This window comes from Vibrio sp. Isolate22 (assembly GCF_022398115.1).
Lineage (GTDB): Bacteria > Pseudomonadota > Gammaproteobacteria > Enterobacterales > Vibrionaceae > Vibrio.
The window spans coordinates 1-20125 of record NZ_JAKEUW010000002.1; the positions used below are offsets into that span (position 1 = coordinate 1).

The following is a 20125-nucleotide window of genomic DNA, read 5'->3' on the forward strand; positions in this document are numbered from 1 at the left end:
ACCAAGTGTACGTGGTCAACTTGAACGTTTAATTCAACGACTTCACATCCAAGTTGATTACAGTAAACGTTTATACATCGATAAACTTCTTTACCTACATTGTTTTTCAAAATCCTAAATCGATACTTTGGTGTCCACACTATGTGATATTGACATCTCCAAAATACGTGGGAAGCTTGATTATATCTGCTCATGTTATTTGTCCTCTTTGACTTCGCTAAAAATCAAGGGAGCATTTAACATGGGTAGAACTACAGGCAAAGCCAAACTGAATGATAACCACCTACTGAAGTAGGTGGTTTAGGGCTGAAAACAAAAATGCCCCAAATTTCTTTGAGGCATTTTCATCGTAGAACTAGCTAAGGGTCTCCCCTATTGGCTTATTCCCAATCTAGGATTACTTTACCAGACATACCAGATCGCATCATGTCGAAGCCTGATAGGTATCTCCCCTCATGTTTAGGTTTCCCGCTTTGAGCAAATCAGAAAGGACACTTTCAGTTCTTAATTTCATTGCTTTACTGGTACTTGAGAAGCCTAATATCTCTGTAATCGATTTAACCAAATCATCACCTGATATAGAGAAAGTATCTTTCACAGTATCAACAGCGGCTTTTGCAATTTCACCGTCATAAATCAGGTCATACTTGCGCTCATTCGATGGCAGTTCAACTCGGTTACGAATGGTGATTTCGCTTTGGCTCGCAATAATAAACTCGCCATCGAGTTCAACTTTACCTGGTCTATTTAGTAAGCCAATTGCATCAAGAATAGCTCGGTTGATGCGAGCACCGCTTCGAGAGCTGCCCACTGCTGATAACAAACGAATGCTAAGCTGTTTCACATGTATTGGTGACTCAAGCTCAACAACTTTTTGGATATCTGCCGCCAAGGTTGCTGTACTTACATCCGGTATCGTATCACCTAGCCCGAGGGATAACTGATCCGTTGGGTAGACCTGATAGATTGCAGCAGACGATTGATGTTCAACCTCTACCCTTTCTATCGCAGCTTTGGCTTTTGGCTTTGATTGCAAAACCGCTTTTGCTACTGACTCTGAATCATGGGCTTCGTAGTAGGCAATGGCTGATTTAATCGCATCATCGAGCCTTGCGGTTTCTTTATGGCGATTGCGGAACCAGTCAGTACTCCAGATACGATGGAAACGCCAACCAAGTCCTTCAAGCACACTCTGACGAATACGATCTCGATCACGAGCACTCTTTGAGCTGTGGTAGGTTGCACCATCACACTCCACTGCCAGCATATAACGACCTGGTTTATTAGGGTCTCTGACAGCTATATCAATGTAAAAACCTGCGCAGCCAACTTGTGGTTGAACTTGGTAACCTAGTGAGCGAATTGAAGAGATGACTTCCTCCTCAAATGGCGAATCAGGGCCTTTGCCAGTCTCTTCTCGCTTAACCAAATCACCAGTTTCAGCGTAATGTAGGAAGTTCTTCAATGCTCGAACACCGAATGGAGATGCGTCAGTGGTTGGCATCTCGTCACCTTTGAAGTTACTGAACACTTCCATACACATACGAGCACGAGAGATAAGAACGTTAAGTCTTCGTTCACCGCCATCACTGTTAAGTGGACCAAAGCTCATTGGTAAGCGCCCTTCACCCGTCTTACCATAACCGATACTGATATAGATGGTATCACGCTCATCACCCTGCACGTTCTCTAGGTTTTTAACGAAGAAATCTTCACCCTCTTCGTGCTCCCCAAAGAAATGCTCAAGGTCTGGATTCGCCTTTCTTAAGCGTTCAACCTCAAGAAGAATGGCATCACGTTGAGCGGTACTGAATGCGACTACACCGAGTGTCTGGTTTGGCGTGGTTTTAGCGTGTTTAATCACTGCTTCTGCAACCTCTGCGGCTTCACCCATATTGCTTCTTGAACCCCCTCGGTCATAGGTGGTATTCGGCAAGTAATTGAAGCTCAAACCTTTGGCGTGCGGGTTAATGCCTGATGATGGGAAGATCATCAGCTTGTTGTCATAAAACTCTTGGTTAGAGACGGCAATCAATGACTCATGACGGCTACGGTAGTGCCACTTGAGCATTTTCTCTGGCGTGCCTGACGCTAAGAACATGCCCAAGATGCTTTCCATATCTGCTGTTAAGCTCTCTTCTGCCTCTTCATCATCTAAGACTAACTGTTTACCAAAGAAGCTGGTCGGTGGCATCTGTTTCGTGTCACCAACAACAATGACCTGCTTGCCACGCATAATGGCTCCAAGTGCATCGGCAACTTTAACCTGTGACGCTTCATCGAAGATAACCAAATCGAAGTCAACCACACCTGGCTCAAGATAGGTTGCAATCGACATTGGACTCATCATAAAGACAGGTTTGATCTGCTGTATCACTCGACCCGATTTATTTAGCAAACGTCTAATCGGCATTTGACGGCGCTTCTTATTAAACTCACGTCTTAGCGTTTCTACCTCGCCTCTTGCTGATGGGTTCGGTAGATTATCGTAAAGCTGTTTTACCAAGGACTCTTGTGCAAAGTGGAACAATTGACCGTCAATGGCGCTGAACTGTTCAATCTGTTTTTCATGTTCAACACGGTCAAAGTAGCGGATTTCATCTCGTGAATCGTACTGGTGATCCACAAGTGAGCTGTAGAATGTGTATTTAAAACAGTTTCGAATAAGCGTAGATTCTTTCGACCAAGTAAATGCCTGTTCTCTCCAAGTAGAAAGTCCGATTGCATCAAGATCTGAGCCTAAACGATTGAAGCGTGTTAATGGGTAGAACTTCTGGATGTCACTGTCAATCGTTTCAACTTCATCACATTGCAGAGCATCACATCGCTCTACAAAAGAGCTAAGATCCAGTTGTAGCAGTGATGCGAGTTCATTGATCACGTTAGTGCGTTTTTCGATAAGTGCATTTACCTTATCAAGCTCTGCGGTAGTAAAGTCAATTTCCTTTGATGGGTCTAGGTATTGCGCTGCGCTATGATCTAGCGTTCCAGACTTAATACCTGAATGGCATTGCTGCACCCATTGAAGCGGTTTCAGCATCGCTTTCCAATCGGTATTCTCATTTTTAAAGTGACTGCCGATGGTATCAATTGCCAATTGTGCAGAATCGATAAAGCGTTTTTGAGTAGCACGATATTCTAGTACCGTATCGATCTTTTCGATCCAGTCACTTGCACCACCAGCAAGCCCATTTTTACACATGCCTGCATAGGTGCTTTTGGCTTTGCGGTAATCACCAGATAGGAATCGCCACCACTTTTGGCCTGTTGTCAGCAACGAGCCACGAATTGGCATCCAATCATAATCTAATGCAGTATCGACAAAGTGCTCTGAAAGTTCTAACTTTTGATCTTGTAGCGTTACACCTTGTAGCGCAAAGTCGAGTATTACATCGCCTTTCGACTCCCAAGCTGATGAATTTACATCCACACTCTCAAGCTCAGGTCTATCTGCAATAAGAGACAGACCATCAAGCACTGAGATGCAATCCGTATAGCTAACGATCGGTGAGATGTAACCAGCACAAGCATGAAGAGCTTTAACTTGGTCAATGATCTCTTGTTGTGTTTGTACTACCTCTGCAACAAGCTTTTGTGCCGCCTTATCGTCTGATGGTGAGTAGTCTTTGAGGTTTGTCGATGAGAACAGATTCAAGCTTGGCGCAGCGTGTTCCGTTAGGTAATCAACAGCTTCAGTTACCTTAGCGAGAGCTGATAAATAGTAACTCTTGTTCCAAACGTTTAGATCAAAATCAATGCGAGGTAGTTCATCCAGCTCAATTGAAGCATCGGTAATGATTCGCTCCAGTTGAGAGCTGTAACCTAGAGCATCATGGTAACTAACATCGGTATTGACGATGTTTTCATTTACTGACTGGCAGTAATCATCCAACTTGTTACGCAGAGAAACTAAGCGATCAATATCGTCACTTCTTTCAGGAGTTACAGGTGCGTGCTGCAACAGAGTGTGCTCTAGCGATGAGAGAACCGATTTCTTATTCGCTTTATGTGAGTGAAGCTCTAATACTGAGTCACCGATGTGGCAGTTATCCAATCGGCGTTTAACCACGTCAAGTGCTGCCATTTTTTCAGCAACAAACAGTACCTTTTTGTTATCAGCTAAAGCTTGAGAGATAATGTTGGTAATGGTTTGAGACTTACCTGTACCTGGAGGCCCTTGAATCACAAGGTTTGCTCCAGACTTCGCAGCTAGAACTGCCTCTGTTTGGCTAGAATCTGAATCTAAGACCAGTTGGACTTCTTCAACACGGTTTACGTCCATTGGTGTTGAATCGAGCAAGGTGGTATCACGCTCAAAACCATCGGTAAACAGTTTCTGAATCAAGCTGTTTTCCGATGGCTTCTTACCTTCGGGCCATACATCATCAGATAAGTCCTGATACATCTGAAACTTACCAAACGAGAAGAAGCTCAAAACGATTTTGTCGATCTCTACTGACCAACGTTTTTCGCCAGCAATAGCGCTTGCTACTAAATCTAGGTAGCCTTGAAAATCATAGCCGTCCTCGCCCTCTTCAAAGTCAGGTAACGCAATGCCAAACTCCATTTTTAACTTGGCTGCAAGCGTTAGGTTTGTCCCTAATTCTGACTCAGTGTAACGAATTTTGTATGCGTCCCCCGCATCCGCACGAAAAATCTCGACAGGGATAAGCACTAAAGGAGCGTGTCTTGGTTTATCTGAATTTTCGTCTTCAAACCATCTCACGAAGCCCAGAGCTAAATACAAAAGGTCAACGCCCTGTTCTTGGACAAACGTCGTTGCTTCTGTACTGAGTTTCAACAGGCGAGTATCAAGTGACTTTCGAAACAACTGAGTTTGCAACGCATTATCAGCGTGTCTTTTGTCACCATTGGCTTCTTCAAGATGAGCCGTCAAATCAGTTAAAGATATTGATTTGCTCTCCTCTGTGTCAAGAGAGTCTGGTGCGGGCAGGAATGACATCATTTTCGAGTCTTCAACCAGGTATTCAAATACCTGAGCGGACTTTTCATCAACGATGTCTAAAATTTTTGCTCCCTTGCCAACATTAAGCAACGTATTCCCTCTAAGCCCCATATCAAGGAGCTCTTGACGGCTTCTATCGAATATATCTTTAAGATTTGAATTCATATCGTATTAAAACTCGCTGTTTGATTAACCGAATTCTATACTAAATAACAAAGTAATTTATATAAGCTAGATCAATTTAATTTTTATAAATGTTATATAAAGATATGTGACGTAACTAGTTCTACGACTGTATTTAAAATTCACATACAAAAAAGGCGACAGTTTTCACTGTCGCCTTTGTTTATTATTAATCAGTTGATGATTATTCCCAATCTAGGATTACTTTACCAGACATACCAGAGCGCATCATGTCGAAGCCAGCTTGGAAGTCGTCTACTTTGTAGTGGTGAGTAATGATTGGAGATAGATCTAGGCCAGACTGGATTAGTGAAGCCATCTTGTACCAAGTTTCGAACATCTCACGACCGTAGATACCTTTGATAACCAAGCCTTTAAAGATAACTTGGTTCCAGTCTACTGCCATGTCTGATGGTGGAATACCTAGTAGAGAGATCTTACCGCCATGGTTCATGTTAGTTAGCATGCTGTTGAATGCTGATGGTACACCAGACATTTCTAGGCCTACGTCGAAGCCTTCTGTCATGCCTAGATCAGCCATTACGTCTTCAAGCTTCTCTTCCATCACGTTTACAGCGCGCGTTACACCCATCTTCTTCGCAAGATCTAAGCGGTATTCGTTTACGTCAGTAATTACAACGTGACGAGCACCTACGTGCTTAGCAACTGCAGCAGCCATGATACCAATTGGACCAGCACCAGTGATTAGCACGTCTTCACCTACTAGGTCGAAAGAAAGCGCTGTGTGCACTGCGTTACCGAACGGGTCAAAGATTGATGCTAGATCATCTGAAATCTCTGCAGGGATCTTAAACGCGTTGAACGCTGGAATCACAAGGTATTCAGAGAATGCACCAGTGCGGCTCACACCAACACCAGTAGTGTTACGACAAAGGTGAGTACGGCCGCCGCGACAGTTACGACAGTGACCACATGTGATGTGACCTTCGCCAGATACACGATCGCCGATTTCAAAACCACGAACTTCTTGGCCGATGCCAACAACTTCACCTACGTATTCGTGACCTACAACCATAGGTACTGGAATTGTGTTTTGTGACCACTCATCCCAGTTGTAGATGTGTACGTCTGTACCACAGATTGCGGTTTTCTTAATACGGATAAGAAGATCATTATGACCCATTTCAGGTTTTTCAACCTCGGTCATCCAAATGCCTTCTTCAGGCTTAAGTTTAGAAAGTGCTTTAATTTTCATAATGTTACCTAGTTCATCTCGCCTAACTGTAAGGCGAGAATCAAAAATCTTATTGTTCGACTGGGTGGTGTTCTATCTAATTAAAGGATGCTCGTGGCACCCCTTTAAAATTAGATGATGCCCATGTCTTTACCAACTTGGATGAACGCATCGATTGCGCGGTCTAGTTGCTCACGAGAGTGTGCTGCAGACATTTGCGTACGGATACGAGCTTGACCTTTTGGTACTACAGGGAAAGAGAAGCCTACAACGTAGATGCCTTTATCTAGAGCGCGCTCTGCGAATTCAGCCGCTACTTTTGCATCACCAAGCATGATTGGGATGATTGCGTGGTCAGCACCACCCATAGTGAAACCAGCTTCTTCCATGCGAGTACGGAAGTGAGCAGAGTTTTCCCATAGTGTTGTACGTAGGTCACCAGATTCTGCTAGAAGATCTAGAACACGGATAGAAGCCGATACGATTGCTGGTGCAACAGAGTTAGAGAATAGGTATGGACGAGAACGCTGACGTAGCCAGTCGATCACTTCTTTCTTACCAGACGTGTAACCGCCTGAAGCGCCGCCCATTGCTTTACCCAGCGTACCAGTGATGATGTCGATACGGTCAACAACGTTGTGGAACTCATGAGTACCAGCGCCGTTTTCACCCATGAAGCCCACAGCGTGAGAGTCATCAACCATAACTAGTGCATCGTACTTGTCTGCTAGGTCACAGATAGCAGGAAGGTTCGCTACTACGCCGTCCATTGAGAATACGCCGTCAGTTACGATTAGCGTGTGGCGAGCGCCAGCTTCTTTAGCAGCGATAAGTTGCTGTTCTAGCTCTTCCATGTTGTTGTTCGCGTAACGGAAGCGCATCGCTTTACATAGACGAACACCATCGATGATTGAAGCGTGGTTTAGTGCATCAGAAATGATTGCATCTTCTTTACCTAGAATCGTTTCGAATAGGCCAGCGTTAGCATCGAAACAAGATGTGTAAAGGATTGTGTCTTCTTTACCTAGGAACGTAGACAGCTTTTGCTCTAGTTCTTTGTGAGAATCTTGAGTACCACAGATGAAACGAACTGAAGCCATACCAAAACCGTGCTGATCCATACCACCTTTTGCAGCTTCGATAAGCTCTGGGTGGTTCGCAAGACCTAAGTAGTTGTTTGCACAGAAGTTTAGTACTTCTTCACCAGTCGAGATAGAAACCGCTGCTTTTTGAGCAGAAGTGATAATGCGCTCAGACTTGTAAAGACCTTCTTCTTTAACTTCTTCGATTTGATTTTGAATCTGTTGGTAAAATGCAGAAGACATTGTCTCATTCCTTCCTAGTTATTATTCAGCAGCATCGCGCGCCGCATTATGTAGGGATATAAACGATCCTAAAACAATCATTTACACTGTAAAACTAATCTCTATATTCTAGTTGAACATCCCCTTTTCGATTATCCCTCCAGTTGGAAAAACATTAATGAACCTGAGGCACGAATAATAGTTCATCCCAGTGACACAGGGCACATTAACGCCCCTCTCTTGTTCTTTTTAACGCCATATCCACCGAAAATTCGACCTAATTTCGCTTTCATATCAAATCTCAATTTTTAATCTCAAAACGATATAGTGGTGAATTACTGTTTCTCTCAGAATGTACGGCCGTTACACAGATGCCCAAGATAAGATGAGAAACAAGCCCATGACACTATCCGACCACATCATTCAAGAAGCCTTCGAAAACGACTGGCACACCTGCTTTTATCAACCAAAAGTAGAATCGAGTGCAGAGAAAGTAGCAGGCGTAGAAGCACTATTTCGCCTGAATATTCCCGAAGAAGGTGTCTTTTCACCTGGTGTATTCATTGATCGTGCTTTCGCATTAGGTTACGAAGAAGAGATCTTCTTTAGTGTTCTTGAGCAATCTTTAACTGAAGTTAAATCGCTATCAGCACACTTGAACTTGGCCGTTAATATCAGCAAGCAAGTACTAGCGAACCCAGATAACGTAGAAAAGGTGCGTGAACTACTTTGGAATACTTCGTTCAAGGCAAAGCAGTTAACGTTCGAACTCAGTGAGGCTGAGCAATGGGATGAAGCGCTCTGCGAACAGGTTAAACGCTATAAAGCACTTGGTATTAAAATCTCTATCGATGATTTCGGCGTGGGTTACTCAGACATGAATAAGGTCATTAACCTTGATGTCGATGAAGTGAAGTTTGATAAGTCGATTGTAAATAGCGAAGACAGCTCTCGCTCTGCGTTAATCCAGCAAACTTTGGCTTACTGCAAAGCGTCTGGAATTGAAACCGTAGCCGAAGGCGTTGAAGATGTACATACACATCAACGTGTCCAGCAGCTTGGCTTCGATCGCTGTCAGGGTTTCCTATACTCGAAGCCTCTCCCGTTAACGGATCTTAGACTGGTCATGTAATGACTCTGTCCCGCTAAGGAAAGGGTTAGCTTAAAACAAATTCAACGCTTTTTTTCTTCTGTTTTAAGTCATGGTAACGGATGTACTTAAAATAGATATCGTGCTTGTTTTGGATATTCTGAGAAAAGGGATTTTTCACCACTTTTTTAATATCAGCTTTAAAGAAAGGCATGCCAAGCTTGCTCATGTATGGCTCTAAATAGAGATCATAAAGAAACTGACACATAGCTGGATCAAGAGTAGGAAAACAGAATTCAGTATCAGCTAAGTTGTCTGCCATGTAATCAAAGATTTTGCGACGAATAACAATACTGACGGCACCAACGCTGCACAGCATCTTACTGACACCGTCGTAAACCACATGCCCAATGATGACTCCTTCATAAAGAAAACACAGCACCTGCATATCTTCTCTCTTCACACCCAAATGACTCGCAACTTCGATAAAATCTTTGCCGTAAGTCTTTTGATGCATTCCTTGAATCGATTTGAGCCTCTTTGCAGGCAGTGAGCTAAGGCTATGTGATTCGACACTGGTCACCTCGTAGTCGTAACCAATATCGATGCTAAACGGACGCTCTGCGTTCTTAGTTGCCGCTTTCACTTGCACCATTTCTTCAACAGAGAAGTCATAATCAACCTGGAAGAAGCTCGCAATTCCCAAACGACGAACAAAACTGGGCAGTGTCTTTGCCCTTTCCCACTGGCTCACCATCACCTGATTAACACCAGAAAATGCTCGGTGAGAATGGGAAAGTAGCTCAGCAAACTCTTCCTGAGATAAAGCTTTCTCTTCACGCAGATACTTTAGCTTTTGTGCAAAATTCGATTTATCCATAACTCACGTTGCCTTAGTTATTACCTGTCGCTTAACACCCAAGGCTTATCTCGCTAGCTCTGGGTCATCGGCTCTCTTTCGACACTGTCTTCAGTATGCTCTGCCAACCAGTACAACCAAATCATCACCAAACATAGGATGAAGCAGAGCACAAATAACCAGTAGGCGCTGAGCATCTCTATCACCACACCACCAAGCAATGGCGCAATAGCAAAGCCAAGAGAGTAAAGTGCCGCAGCGCCGAAGTAAGATCCTCTGAGATGTGGCGGTGCCATTCTATCGATTTGTACATTAAGGGTTGGGAAAGCAATCACTTCTCCTAAACTTAATATAAAACAAGCAATTCCCCAACCTAGTGGCCAATCATTTGGTGTAAAAAGAAAGCCAATTTGCGCAATCGCCATCAAAATCATGCCGATTCGAGTTCTAACAAACAGCGGCACGTGCTCAAGCCATTTAAGCATTGGGAACTGGAAAACGATAATCGTCAGCGTATTCACCAAAACTAACCCAGCAATGAGTTGAGCGGCATCAGCGATTGAAGAGCGCACGATGACTTGAGGAATTGACGACTCAGCTTGCGCGTAGACAAACATCATGATGAAGTTAGCGACCATCAGTTTTACAAAAATATTGTCTTTACGAATCACATTAAGCGTCGCGGCGAAATTAGGCAGTTGAGAGGGATCTGGCTTGGTAAAAGTACCTTTTCGTTCAATTCCTAACAGCAGCCAGAAACCGTAAACGACATAAGTACCACCAGCAACAAAGAACAGGTTTTGTGGCTGAGAAAGAGCCAAAGTGATACCAATCAATGGACCAAGTGCGCCACCCAGATTAAGTAAGAAGTAACGAATGTTCAGCGCTAACTCACGATCTTTGGAGTCTTTGAGATTATCGCCTATGACTGCCTTAGCTGGCGCTTCGATCATTGGGCGCATTAGACCCGTCATCATGATCAACACATAGAACTGCCAAACTTCACTCGCTAATGCGATGCCAGTGTAGGATATCGAGGCAATCCAACTGCCTAGCACCATGACCCATTTACGTCCTAGCTTATCCGAAAGGTAACCCGAGTAGAGCCCAGTTCCAGCACCAACAACCGCGGATACCGCTAGCATGGTACCGACTTCAATCGCAGACGCACCGTAATCTTCATAGAGAAAGACGATCAGAAAAGGCCATGCCATAAAGTAGCTTGTTCGGGCGAGTAACGTTCCAGTCAGAACTGTCCATACTGAAAAGTTAAACCGTTTTATACGCTGCTTTTGAAACAAGCTTTCTGATCTATCCATAGATAACGCCTCTATAACCGACTGATTTAAATATTATTATTCAGCCAGTATATAGAGTAAGTAGAATAGATACAGAGTATTCAATAAAGCTGTGTTAATTATGGTACCTCCGTACCTATTTCACATTAGCAGATGCACACAGCCAAAATACCATCAACGAAGAGCTATCTAGAATTAAAGTAATAGAGCAGCCTCTAGTCAAAGATCAACGCACTAGGCTGAGTAATGTTGCCCTTTGCGGTCAGACAATACCTTTCCGTCTTTGATCGTCACGATTCGCTTGGTTCGTTCCGCAAGAGAATTATCATGTGTCACGATAATCAATGTTCGCCCCTCTGCATGAAGACGATTAAACAAAGCCTCTATCTCTGCGCCGGATTTTGAATCCAATGCCCCTGTAGGTTCATCCGCTAAGATGATTTGCGGATCGTTAACTAGAGCTCTCGCAATCGCCACTCTCTGCTTTTGACCACCAGAAAGCTGGTTTGGTTTGTGGTCTAGGCGATCCCCTAGCCCAACTTGCTCAAGCAGCTTCGCAGCGCGCTGGCGACGTTCTTTGGCTTTGATCCCAGAGTAAACCAATGGCAATGCCACGTTATCCAACGCTGTCGCGTATTCCAGCAGGTTAAAGCTTTGGAAAACAAAGCCTATCTTTTGGTTACGAATACCGGCTAGCTCGTTCGGACTTAGACTTGCGACGTTTTGACCACCCAAATGGTATTGGCCATCGGTCGGTTTATCTAAGCAGCCCAGCATGTTCATCAGGGTCGATTTACCTGAGCCAGACGGACCAAGAATGGAAAGAAATTCACCTTGGTTGATGGTCAAATCGACGCCGTCTAGCGCACGTACTTCCGCCTCTCCGCTTGAGTAGTATTTACAAATGTTGGTCAAATCAACCAGTGGCGTGTTCGACATCTTATCTCCAGAATTTTTGTTATTCACTTTGCAGCGCCTCCAATGGGCTCACTTTGGCAGCGCGGTTTGCAGGCAGCCATGCAGAGGCGACACCAATAAACACCAAGGTGGAAATCACAATCGCAACAACGATCCAAGACAGCTCAGGGACCGGTTTCCCAAGGTGTTCATAGAAGGTGTTGCCTTCTAGGTTTATGGCGCTGATAGCCGATACAAGCGTGTAAGTCACACCTAGCCCCAGCACACCGCCGAGCATCATGGTCATCAGTGATTGCACTAGGTAGTGAAGACGAATGGCTGTGGGCGTGGCACCAACTGCCATGCGCACACCGATATCTCGGGTGGAACGTTTTACGGTCGCGTACATGACATTCGCAATCCCTACGCCCGCTACGGCCAACGTGACAAAGCCGATGATGCCAAGAAAGCTTTGTAAGCCAATCAAGAACTGCTGCATGCTTTTCTGTTTGAGGAACATGTCTTCCACTTGGACGACCTGCTCATCACTCACACTGGCGCCGTGTTTACGAGCAATCACCTGACGAATGGTCTTTGCCAGTTTTTCACGATCAGCATGAGCTTGCGGCTCGACGTTGATGCCTCCGATATCACCTTTGGTATGAAAGCGTTGCCACGTTGCTAACGGCACGAAGCTGGCGTAGTTGATTTGGTCGCCCTGTTCGATTTCAGCACTGTTCTTCTTCAATACACCAACTACGGTGAACTCTTCACTGCCAATCTTGACCTTTTCGCCGACAGGATTGGTTTGCAGTGTCACGGGGGCAAACCAGCTGAAGTCTTCATTAGGGTTAAACAAGTCCGCAGCAAGTGAATAGCCCAACACAACGACTTTACGCATCTCTTTTTGGTCAAGTGGATTGAGCCAACGTCCGCCATCCATTGGGATTAAGTTGGTCATAGATGCGAAGTCTGTCTTGACGGCTAATGGTTTTTGCCATATTCCTCGATCACCGACTGTAATGCGCTCATCCCAAACGGCAGTTGGCGCAACGCTTTTCACCTCTGGCAGGGCTTTAATTACGTCGGTATCGTCGGCTTTTAAGGTGAGAAACTTACCTTGGTGGAACACGCCATAATCGACGGTCGCCATGCCTCCGGTTAAGTAAATCAGGTTCCCGTTACCATCTTGCGCTGTTCTTAATACGCCTTGACGAATGCCCTCGCCCACCGCCAGCATGGCTGCGATACATAGGGTTGCCCATGCAACGGCAAGAATGGTCAATCCCAAACGCAGCTTTTCTGCTGCCATTTCCTGAAAGATTTGTCTCATTGGTAGCAACATATTTACGCCCTCGCACTTAATGCTATTACGGGGGTGAGACGCGATGCTCGCCTTGCCGGAAAGTAAGACGCCAACAGCGCCAGAACGAGAGTCACCAACAATGACAAAATAATGGAATCTTGCGTAATCACAGGGAAACCTAACCAATCCGGTAAATGCATAGACCCGAGCAATGCCACCACCAAGTAAGCCACCATTAAGCCAAGTGCTGCACCAACAGCCACCAATAACAATCCTTCAAGGATGAACTGGCTGAGTATGGATTTTTGCGTTGCGCCAATCGCCAAGCGTACACCGATTTCTCGCGTTCGCTCTGTCACAGAGAGGAACATAATATTTGCGACACCAAGAGCGCCAACAGCCATGGTCATTGCACCACTCGCCCCAAGGAAGATTTGAATGCCTCGGAAAATACCCGTGATCACCGCTGCTCCCTCGCTAAAGTCTGGCAAGTTAATCGCTTCTTTATCTGTCGGGTCAAAGTGTAATTGTTTGGCATAAAAGTTTACGATAGCTTGTCGGAATGCATTGCTATCCATACCGTCGACAGGCTTGAGTAGCAGCATCCAAGGTTTGGCATCCCACAAATCAAGATACGTAGTATGAGGAATAAAAACTCTGCGGCTATCACCAAATGAAATGCCCGCATCTTCGTCTTTCATAATGCCGATCACCAAAAATGGAATACCATTGACTTTGGTGGTTTGCCCGACATGAATTCCCCCCATCCTAGCGACTTGATCCCCCAAAATCGCAACGCGGGTGTGGTTGGCAATATCACTGGGTGAAAGGTTACGCGAACCTTGCTCCAACTTACGTTGAATCAACGAGAAGTAATGGGAATCAATGCCACTGACGAAGCTTGTCAGGTTCTGCCCTTTTTCATTGGTGACGTTCGCATCCCACTTGGCATAAACGCTAGATGCTTGTTTCACAAAACCCGATTGTTCGATCATATCGACCTTATCCTGCGGAATCTGGATCTCGCGTCTCATAGGTAAGCCATGCCAAGGTTTGCTGGTACTCGAAGGAAAGGCGACTTGCACATTGTTGACCATAAATGACAACTGCTGAGTTTGATGGCGATAAAAACCTTCACCCAATGCAATCAACACCACAACTGAAATTACCCCCCAAGCAATAGCCACGATGGCCAGCATGCTCTTCACGCGATGCGCCATCAGTGTTTGCCATGTTTGCTGCAATACGGTTTGCTGTAATAAAGTTTGCTGCAATAGACGGCTCATGAGTTAAATGCTCGGGAGATCAGTACCATGGTGTCATCATCTAACTTACCGGCGGTTTGCAACAAGCCGATACGCTGACGCCAGTAGTTGTACAGATTGTTTTGCAGGCTATTTTTCGCCTCAAACAAGCTGTTGTGCGCACTAATCACTTCCGAAACTTCTAACATACCGGCATCGTAAAGTTTCTCTTTGCTGCGCAACACTTTCTCGCGAGAAGTAACCAATTCGTCCGCCATCAAAACTTGGTTCCAGTTAATGTCGACTTGAGTAAATTGCTGAATCACGCGCTTTTGGATGTCGATTTCGACTTTACGTAAGTCTTGTTTTGCGCTGAAGGTATTGAGTGACGCTTCGTCCACTCTGGCACGCGTTGCGCCATTCAAGTCAATCGGTACACTGAGTGTAATGCCAGCGCTGAATTCACCGTCTTTACGTCGGTCATCATCGTTATACCCAACATTACCTTTGACCGTTGGGTAGTAGCCGCCTTGGGCTGAATTTTTGGCAAACTCGCTGGCTTTCACGTTCTGTGCTGCCACCAGCAACTCTGGGCTGCTATCTTTAGCGAGCTTTAGCCATTGTTCTTGTGACTCCACCATCATTGGCGGTTGAACAAGGGAGTCAGTTCGAATTTGGTTAACGTCTTGGGGAACTTGGTTGATCAAAGCCGCCAGTTCTGCTCGTTTGACTTCTAAATCTGAGCGCGCATTCAAAATACCAGCTTTATCAGCAACTTGCGTCGCACGAATCTCTTCTACGTCCACCGATTTCACTTTACCTGCTCGGTAACGTTTCTCGATGATCTTCAGCAGTTTGTTGCCCTCTTCCAGTTTGGACTGCGCAAGTTGCAGATCCCCCTGCGCGCTTGCCACATCCAAATACGATGAAAGCAATCTTTTAGCTAGTTCATTGTGTGACTGAGTCAGCTCTAGCTGAGCTTTGATGTAGTTGGCATTGGCTTGATCCAAATCTGACCACAAGCTGCTGTCCCAAATAGTTTGAGAAAGCGAAGCGCCATAACTGTTGGTGTTGTCTGTGGATTCATTCCAATTCGCCGATGCCGTGGCACTTAAACCGGGTAAAAGTGAACTGCGGCTTGAGTCGACACCCACTTCGCCAAGTTGAACACCAATTTTGGCTTTCTCGTAGTTCGGGTCATTTTGCTTCGCCTGCTGCCACGCTTGTTCAATCGAGATAGCATAGCTGGGTAAGCTGAGTGTGGCGGCCAGGATCGCGCATCCGATTTTAGATAGGTTTCGTTTAGCCATGCGCGGCTCCCATCATCATGCTGTTATCGATGATTTCTTCGTCTAGCTTAACGCCATCCAATACTTCTACGTTAATACCATCCGACAAACCAAGCTTCACTTTTTGTTTGTGGAAACCTTGCTCTGAGCTATCTGGAATCAATACGTTTGGTGTATCGCCATCAAATTTCAGTGCTCGCTCTGGCAATGTTAAGACGTTCTCAGATTTCTTCAGTGTGATTTGTGCAGTGGATGAGAAACCCGAACGCAGTAGAATTTCTTTTGGGATCTTCAGATCACCAACTTCGACTTCAAATCCGTTATCAAAGCTTTTTGCCGTCGCGTTACCCTCTGGCGAGTTAAGGTTTTCGGATTGGATTGCAACTTTGGTTAACACACCGGAAATTTCCATATCAGGATAAGGTGCAACGGTAAGGAGCACAGGCATGCCCGGAGTAAGTTGCGCTGCATCGTGCTCGCTCACGCTACCTTTGAAGATCAGGCTGTTCATATCAGCCAGAGACATCATTTCTGTCGCCGCTTGGCTGGATTCGGTCGAGATGATTGGTTCACCCACTTCCACTTTGCGGTTTAATACAGTGCCATCAATTGGTGCATAAATGGTTGAAGTTAAACGGGCATCACCAATGGAAGCTTCACCACTGCGGATCAGTTCTAGATTCTGGCGCTTTTGCAGGACGTTCGCTTGAGCGGATTTCACTGCTGAGCGCGCGCTGACGTATTCGTCGTAGTTTTTAGGGATGATGTCTTGCTTCACCAAGCTTTCGAGGTTAGTCAGCTTTTGTTTAGCTGATTCTAAGTCGGCTTCGCTGCGCATGAGATCTGTCGATGCGTCGGTTAGAGCTTGCGGCGTCGGGTTCGGGCGAACCTTAATCAATGCTTGGCCTTGCTTGACCTTCTCACCGACCTGCACGTACATCTCACCCACAATGCCATCGATTTGCGACTTAATAGACACTGAGTGCGCAGGAACAATATTGCCGACTGCTACCGCCTGTTTTTCAATGGTTCCCTTTTCCACCACCAGCGTTGGAAACGCCTCTGGTTGAGTGGAAGATTGCAGATAAAAATATGCACCGCCGCCAAGCAATGCAACGCTTACAGCAGAGACAAGCCAAATTTTTGCCATTATTGATACCGATTATTTTTAAGTAGTCTTGTGACCATCTTACGAACATAAAGTTCTTGAATAATATCGGCTTTAATGTCGCGAGTTTGTAATATTTGGTATGGCTATGTCAGATAGCTATTGACAGTAAGTTAGATGGGTAATCCACTAAGTCGTATGAGTCTAAAAATTGCCGGGCGTTGGGTGATTTGCTCAAATACATCAAGCTAAAGAAGAGGCAAATCGCTAATTAAACAATCGGTAGTTAAACATCATCACGACTCATTTTACTTTTGCCAATTAATGAAACTGATTCACAAATCAAGTTAGATCACTCACAATTACTATTACGCTCATCGCTGACTCTCATGGATAATTATGGTCAATCCCAAACTCATCGCCCTACTTCCCGATCTTGCCTCATTTATCCTAGTGGTAAACGAAGGCAGTTTTACTGCGGCAGCCAAGCAACTAGGGGTAACGCCTTCTGCACTCAGCAAACTCATTACGCGTTTAGAGAAGGCACTGTCAGTAAAGCTTTTTGAGCGAACTACTCGTACGCTTATTATCACACAGGCTGGTCAATTGGTTTACGACCAAAGCGTTGTCATGATTAACGCAGCACAGCAAGCGGTTGAGTTATCGACCTCGGATCATACCGAGCCTTCTGGCTCACTCACTGTGGCTGCGCCAGAAGCGTTTTTGAACTCTGTACTTCAGCCTTTTGTGGTGCCATTTCTTAATCAGTATCCAGAGATCCAACTTAAACTGCGCGCTGCTGATGGTGATATCGACATACTACGCCAAGGTATCGATATTGCGTTTCGCCTTACCGATAAACCCGATGAGAGCTTAGTGCTAAAAGAGCTTGGTAAAACCAACTTAGTACTATGCGCGAGCCCTGATTATTTGGGGCACAAAGGGACACCTTCCCACCCAACCGATCTGAACCAGCACGATTGTCTGTACCTAGCAGAAACAGATAAAGACCACATTTGGGACTTTCTTAAAGACGATGAGTTTCACACCGTCTCCGTTAGTGGTCGATACGCAGTAAACCACTCTCAGATGCGACTGAAAGGCGTGAAAGAAGGTCTGGGGATTGGCATCTTCCATGACTTCGTGATTCAAGATGCGTTAGCAGAAGGCAGCGTTGTTCAAGTATTAAATGACTGGACCATCAAGAGTAACTATCACGGCGCCATCGCCATGCAGTTCGCACAAACCAAATACATGCCCGCCCGCCTTCGCGTGTTCATTGACTACGCGATGGAACACTTAGGTGACAAGTTAGCAGGGGAAATAAACTGATGCTAAAAGGAATCCACCACGCGGCAATCATCTGTTCCAATTACGAGTTATCGAAACGCTTTTACACTGAGATTTTGCAGCTGGAAGTAATTGCAGAGAATTACCGAGAAGCGCGCCAGTCTTACAAACTTGATCTGGCATTACCCAATGGTGCTCAAATAGAGTTATTTAGCTTCCCTGATGCACCTGAAAGGCCTAGCTTTCCAGAAGCTCAAGGGTTAAGACATTTGGCCTTTTGCGTTGATGACGTTCAACTAGTAAAAAGTTATTTAGAAGGACAAGGAATCGACGTTGAACCGATTCGAGTTGATGAGTTTACGGGAAAGTCATTCACGTTTTTCGCAGACCCAGATGGCCTGCCGCTTGAGCTTTATGAAATATAGAGCTTTATCAAAAATAGGCTGTATCAAATCTAAACTTTCCTGATCAATCAACTTCCTGCCAGAATACAAAACGGACCTTCTCAGGCCAAGAAGGTCCGTTTTTGGTTCAATTAGCTCAATGCCGTTTTGAACTTCTCAACACGTGAGAACAGTAGCCAATCCAATATCATAGCTGTGACAATCGTTGCTCCCGCGAGAGGAAATAGCACTGAAATCACAACAACACTAACCAAACCAGCCTTCCATAGGCCAGTATCACCAAACGTAGGTGGCACGCCTAGCTTACGTTGACCTGATGGTCTACGCATCCACCACATCACACCGCCCGTGACTGACACCACGATGAACGCCAAGCAGAACAAGGCGTTTAAAAGCTTGTTGATGATACTAATATCACCCTGGTGCAGAGAAATACCGACCGCTAATGTCTTAGCGATGAAGTTGTAATCTTGCCAGGTCACTTCACCAAGAATACGACCTGAATATTGGTCTAGGTGCGTGGTACGATCTTGAGTTGGATCGATGATATCGCCGCCCATAGTGTTCGCTGTCACCGTGTACACACCTGTTTCTGAACGTGGGAAGTTCACCTTGTATTGAGTAAAACCAAGAGCTCGTGCTTTCTCAATGACATCATCAATGGCAAAGCTACTCGCAGACATGATATGCATAGAGTGGTCATCGCCCATCTTAGAGTGATCATGAGGTTCTGACGCCTCTTCCACATGATGTACATGTTCGGCAGGCTTATCTTGAGACAACGGCAATGGTGTCTGTTCCAAGTTCCATGGAAGCTCCTCTTCTGAGCCATGGTTAAGCGATGCGTGTGTCTTATCAGACAGCGGAATATCATCCCACATTTGAGCAGGGAAAGTGCTCCATGCTTGCACTAACTTACCGCCCCAGAAACCTGTCCACGCCAAACCAGACAGGATAAAGAGCAACAGAATAAGAGATAACGTGCCACCGATGTTCGCATGCAGATCACGCATCAGTACGCGCGGGCCTGATGATACTCTCACCTTAAGAAAGCCGGAACGGCTCGCATTGTCTCTTGGCAACCATAGGTAAATGCCACTGACGAGCAACAGAATCGACAAGCTGATCGCGACTTCAATCAGGTAGTCTCCCCAATCGCCAATCAATAACGTGCCATGGATATCATTCGCCAATTGATACAGGCTGTCGCTGCGAGGTACTTCACCAACAACTTCACCAGTGTATTGATTCACAGTTGCGAAAACAGATGTGCCATCTTCCAGAGAAACTGAAAATCGGTTCGCCAAATCAGGCGCTTTGCTTGGTACAAACTGTGTCACTGAGCCTTGTGGATATTGCTTTTGGACTGCCGCTAACTGCTGCGCAACCTTGATTGGTTCACCGGATGCCGCAATTTCAATCGCCTCTTGATGAAAAGCCAGTTCGATTTCATCGTCAAACAACATCACTAAGCCAGTAATACTTAGCATCAGCATAAATGGGATAACGAACAGCCCTGCATAGAAATGCCAGCGCCAGGTGAGAAAGTAGAGGGTTTTATTGCGCTCTTTGCTTTGAATATTGGTTTTCGAACTGCTTGTTGCACTGCTTATAGACTGCGAAGTCGCTTGTGCCTTCACAGTAGTTTGAGATTCATTTCTCAACATTATTATTTCCTTTGACATGCGCAAA

Annotated in this window: 15 protein-coding genes; 3 read left to right on the top strand and 12 right to left on the bottom strand. The window is 45.3% G+C overall.

Annotation, left to right across the window (positions count from 1 at the left end):
* From tnpA to L1D55_RS01485, 4 genes are all read right to left on the bottom strand, one after another.
* Positions 1–194: IS200/IS605 family transposase (gene tnpA, locus L1D55_RS01470; protein ID WP_239916237.1), on the bottom strand; the 194-nt coding region annotated here is incomplete at its 3' end.
* Positions 195–424: 230 nt separating this feature from the next.
* Positions 425–5131 carry a DUF3320 domain-containing protein gene (locus L1D55_RS01475; RefSeq protein WP_239916239.1) on the bottom strand — a complete coding sequence of 1569 codons (4707 nt, stop codon included), beginning with the start codon at positions 5129–5131 and terminating at the stop codon, positions 425–427.
* A 202-nt stretch (positions 5132–5333) separates the two neighbouring features.
* Positions 5334–6365, bottom strand: coding sequence for an L-threonine 3-dehydrogenase (gene tdh / locus L1D55_RS01480; protein ID WP_239916240.1), 1032 nt, complete (start codon positions 6363–6365; stop codon positions 5334–5336).
* 110 nt (positions 6366–6475) lie between these two features.
* Positions 6476–7669 (bottom strand): glycine C-acetyltransferase, encoded by a 1194-nt coding sequence (locus L1D55_RS01485; RefSeq protein WP_239916241.1) that lies wholly within the window; start codon positions 7667–7669, stop codon positions 6476–6478.
* 379 nt (positions 7670–8048) lie between these two features.
* On the opposite strand from L1D55_RS01485, the gene L1D55_RS01490 reads away from it, so the two are divergent.
* Positions 8049–8780: an EAL domain-containing protein gene (locus L1D55_RS01490; RefSeq protein WP_239916242.1), complete on the top strand. Its 732-nt coding sequence runs from the start codon at positions 8049–8051 to the stop codon at positions 8778–8780.
* A gap of 25 nt (positions 8781–8805) precedes the next feature.
* Here L1D55_RS01490 and L1D55_RS01495 read toward each other — a convergent pair whose 3' ends face one another.
* From L1D55_RS01495 to L1D55_RS01525, 7 genes are all read right to left on the bottom strand, one after another.
* A complete protein-coding gene (locus L1D55_RS01495; protein WP_008216500.1) occupies positions 8806–9618 on the bottom strand; it encodes a helix-turn-helix transcriptional regulator in 813 nt (270 codons plus the stop codon).
* 53 nt (positions 9619–9671) lie between these two features.
* Positions 9672–10916 (bottom strand): MFS transporter, encoded by a 1245-nt coding sequence (locus L1D55_RS01500; protein WP_239916243.1) that lies wholly within the window; start codon positions 10914–10916, stop codon positions 9672–9674.
* A 213-nt stretch (positions 10917–11129) separates the two neighbouring features.
* Complete coding sequence (locus tag L1D55_RS01505; protein WP_026084118.1) at positions 11130–11834, bottom strand: ABC transporter ATP-binding protein; 705 nt, start codon at positions 11832–11834, stop codon at positions 11130–11132.
* 19 nt (positions 11835–11853) lie between these two features.
* Positions 11854–13137, bottom strand: coding sequence for an ABC transporter permease (locus tag L1D55_RS01510; RefSeq protein ID WP_239916244.1), 1284 nt, complete (start codon positions 13135–13137; stop codon positions 11854–11856).
* A gap of 2 nt (positions 13138–13139) precedes the next feature.
* The gene (locus L1D55_RS01515) at positions 13140–14384 is read right to left on the bottom strand and encodes an ABC transporter permease (RefSeq protein ID WP_239916245.1); all 1245 of its coding nucleotides are present in this window, start codon (positions 14382–14384) and stop codon (positions 13140–13142) included.
* Positions 14381–15652 carry a TolC family protein gene (locus L1D55_RS01520; RefSeq protein WP_239916247.1) on the bottom strand — a complete coding sequence of 424 codons (1272 nt, stop codon included), beginning with the start codon at positions 15650–15652 and terminating at the stop codon, positions 14381–14383. The genes L1D55_RS01515 and L1D55_RS01520 overlap by 4 nt, the downstream gene beginning before the upstream one ends.
* A complete protein-coding gene (locus tag L1D55_RS01525) occupies positions 15645–16781 on the bottom strand; it encodes an efflux RND transporter periplasmic adaptor subunit (RefSeq protein ID WP_239916249.1) in 1137 nt (378 codons plus the stop codon). The genes L1D55_RS01520 and L1D55_RS01525 overlap by 8 nt, the downstream gene beginning before the upstream one ends.
* Before the next feature lie 357 nt (positions 16782–17138).
* On the opposite strand from L1D55_RS01525, the gene L1D55_RS01530 reads away from it, so the two are divergent.
* Positions 17139–18071 carry a LysR family transcriptional regulator gene (locus tag L1D55_RS01530; protein ID WP_239916250.1) on the top strand — a complete coding sequence of 311 codons (933 nt, stop codon included), beginning with the start codon at positions 17139–17141 and terminating at the stop codon, positions 18069–18071.
* Positions 18071–18454, top strand: coding sequence for a VOC family protein (locus L1D55_RS01535; RefSeq protein WP_239916251.1), 384 nt, complete (start codon positions 18071–18073; stop codon positions 18452–18454). The genes L1D55_RS01530 and L1D55_RS01535 overlap by 1 nt, the downstream gene beginning before the upstream one ends.
* A 110-nt stretch (positions 18455–18564) precedes the next feature.
* Here L1D55_RS01535 and L1D55_RS01540 read toward each other — a convergent pair whose 3' ends face one another.
* On the bottom strand, positions 18565–20100 hold the full coding sequence (locus L1D55_RS01540; protein WP_239916253.1) for a PepSY domain-containing protein: 1536 nt from the start codon (positions 20098–20100) through the stop codon (positions 18565–18567).
* Between the last annotated feature and the right edge of the window lie 25 nt (positions 20101–20125).

Coding starts and splice junctions, on each gene's coding strand:
- L1D55_RS01505 (WP_026084118.1), bottom strand. CDS start 11,834: ATGTCGAACACGCCACTGGTTGATTTGACCAACATTTGTAAATACTAC.
- L1D55_RS01515 (WP_239916245.1), bottom strand. CDS start 14,384: ATGAGCCGTCTATTGCAGCAAACTTTATTACAGCAAACCGTATTGCAG.
- L1D55_RS01510 (WP_239916244.1), bottom strand. CDS start 13,137: ATGTTGCTACCAATGAGACAAATCTTTCAGGAAATGGCAGCAGAAAAG.
- L1D55_RS01475 (WP_239916239.1), bottom strand. CDS start 5,131: ATGAATTCAAATCTTAAAGATATATTCGATAGAAGCCGTCAAGAGCTC.
- L1D55_RS01525 (WP_239916249.1), bottom strand. CDS start 16,781: ATGGCAAAAATTTGGCTTGTCTCTGCTGTAAGCGTTGCATTGCTTGGC.
- L1D55_RS01535 (WP_239916251.1), top strand. CDS start 18,071: ATGCTAAAAGGAATCCACCACGCGGCAATCATCTGTTCCAATTACGAG.
- tdh (WP_239916240.1), bottom strand. CDS start 6,365: ATGAAAATTAAAGCACTTTCTAAACTTAAGCCTGAAGAAGGCATTTGG.
- L1D55_RS01485 (WP_239916241.1), bottom strand. CDS start 7,669: ATGTCTTCTGCATTTTACCAACAGATTCAAAATCAAATCGAAGAAGTT.
- L1D55_RS01530 (WP_239916250.1), top strand. CDS start 17,139: ATGGTCAATCCCAAACTCATCGCCCTACTTCCCGATCTTGCCTCATTT.
- L1D55_RS01540 (WP_239916253.1), bottom strand. CDS start 20,100: ATGTTGAGAAATGAATCTCAAACTACTGTGAAGGCACAAGCGACTTCG.
- L1D55_RS01490 (WP_239916242.1), top strand. CDS start 8,049: ATGACACTATCCGACCACATCATTCAAGAAGCCTTCGAAAACGACTGG.
- L1D55_RS01520 (WP_239916247.1), bottom strand. CDS start 15,652: ATGGCTAAACGAAACCTATCTAAAATCGGATGCGCGATCCTGGCCGCC.
- L1D55_RS01500 (WP_239916243.1), bottom strand. CDS start 10,916: ATGGATAGATCAGAAAGCTTGTTTCAAAAGCAGCGTATAAAACGGTTT.
- L1D55_RS01495 (WP_008216500.1), bottom strand. CDS start 9,618: ATGGATAAATCGAATTTTGCACAAAAGCTAAAGTATCTGCGTGAAGAG.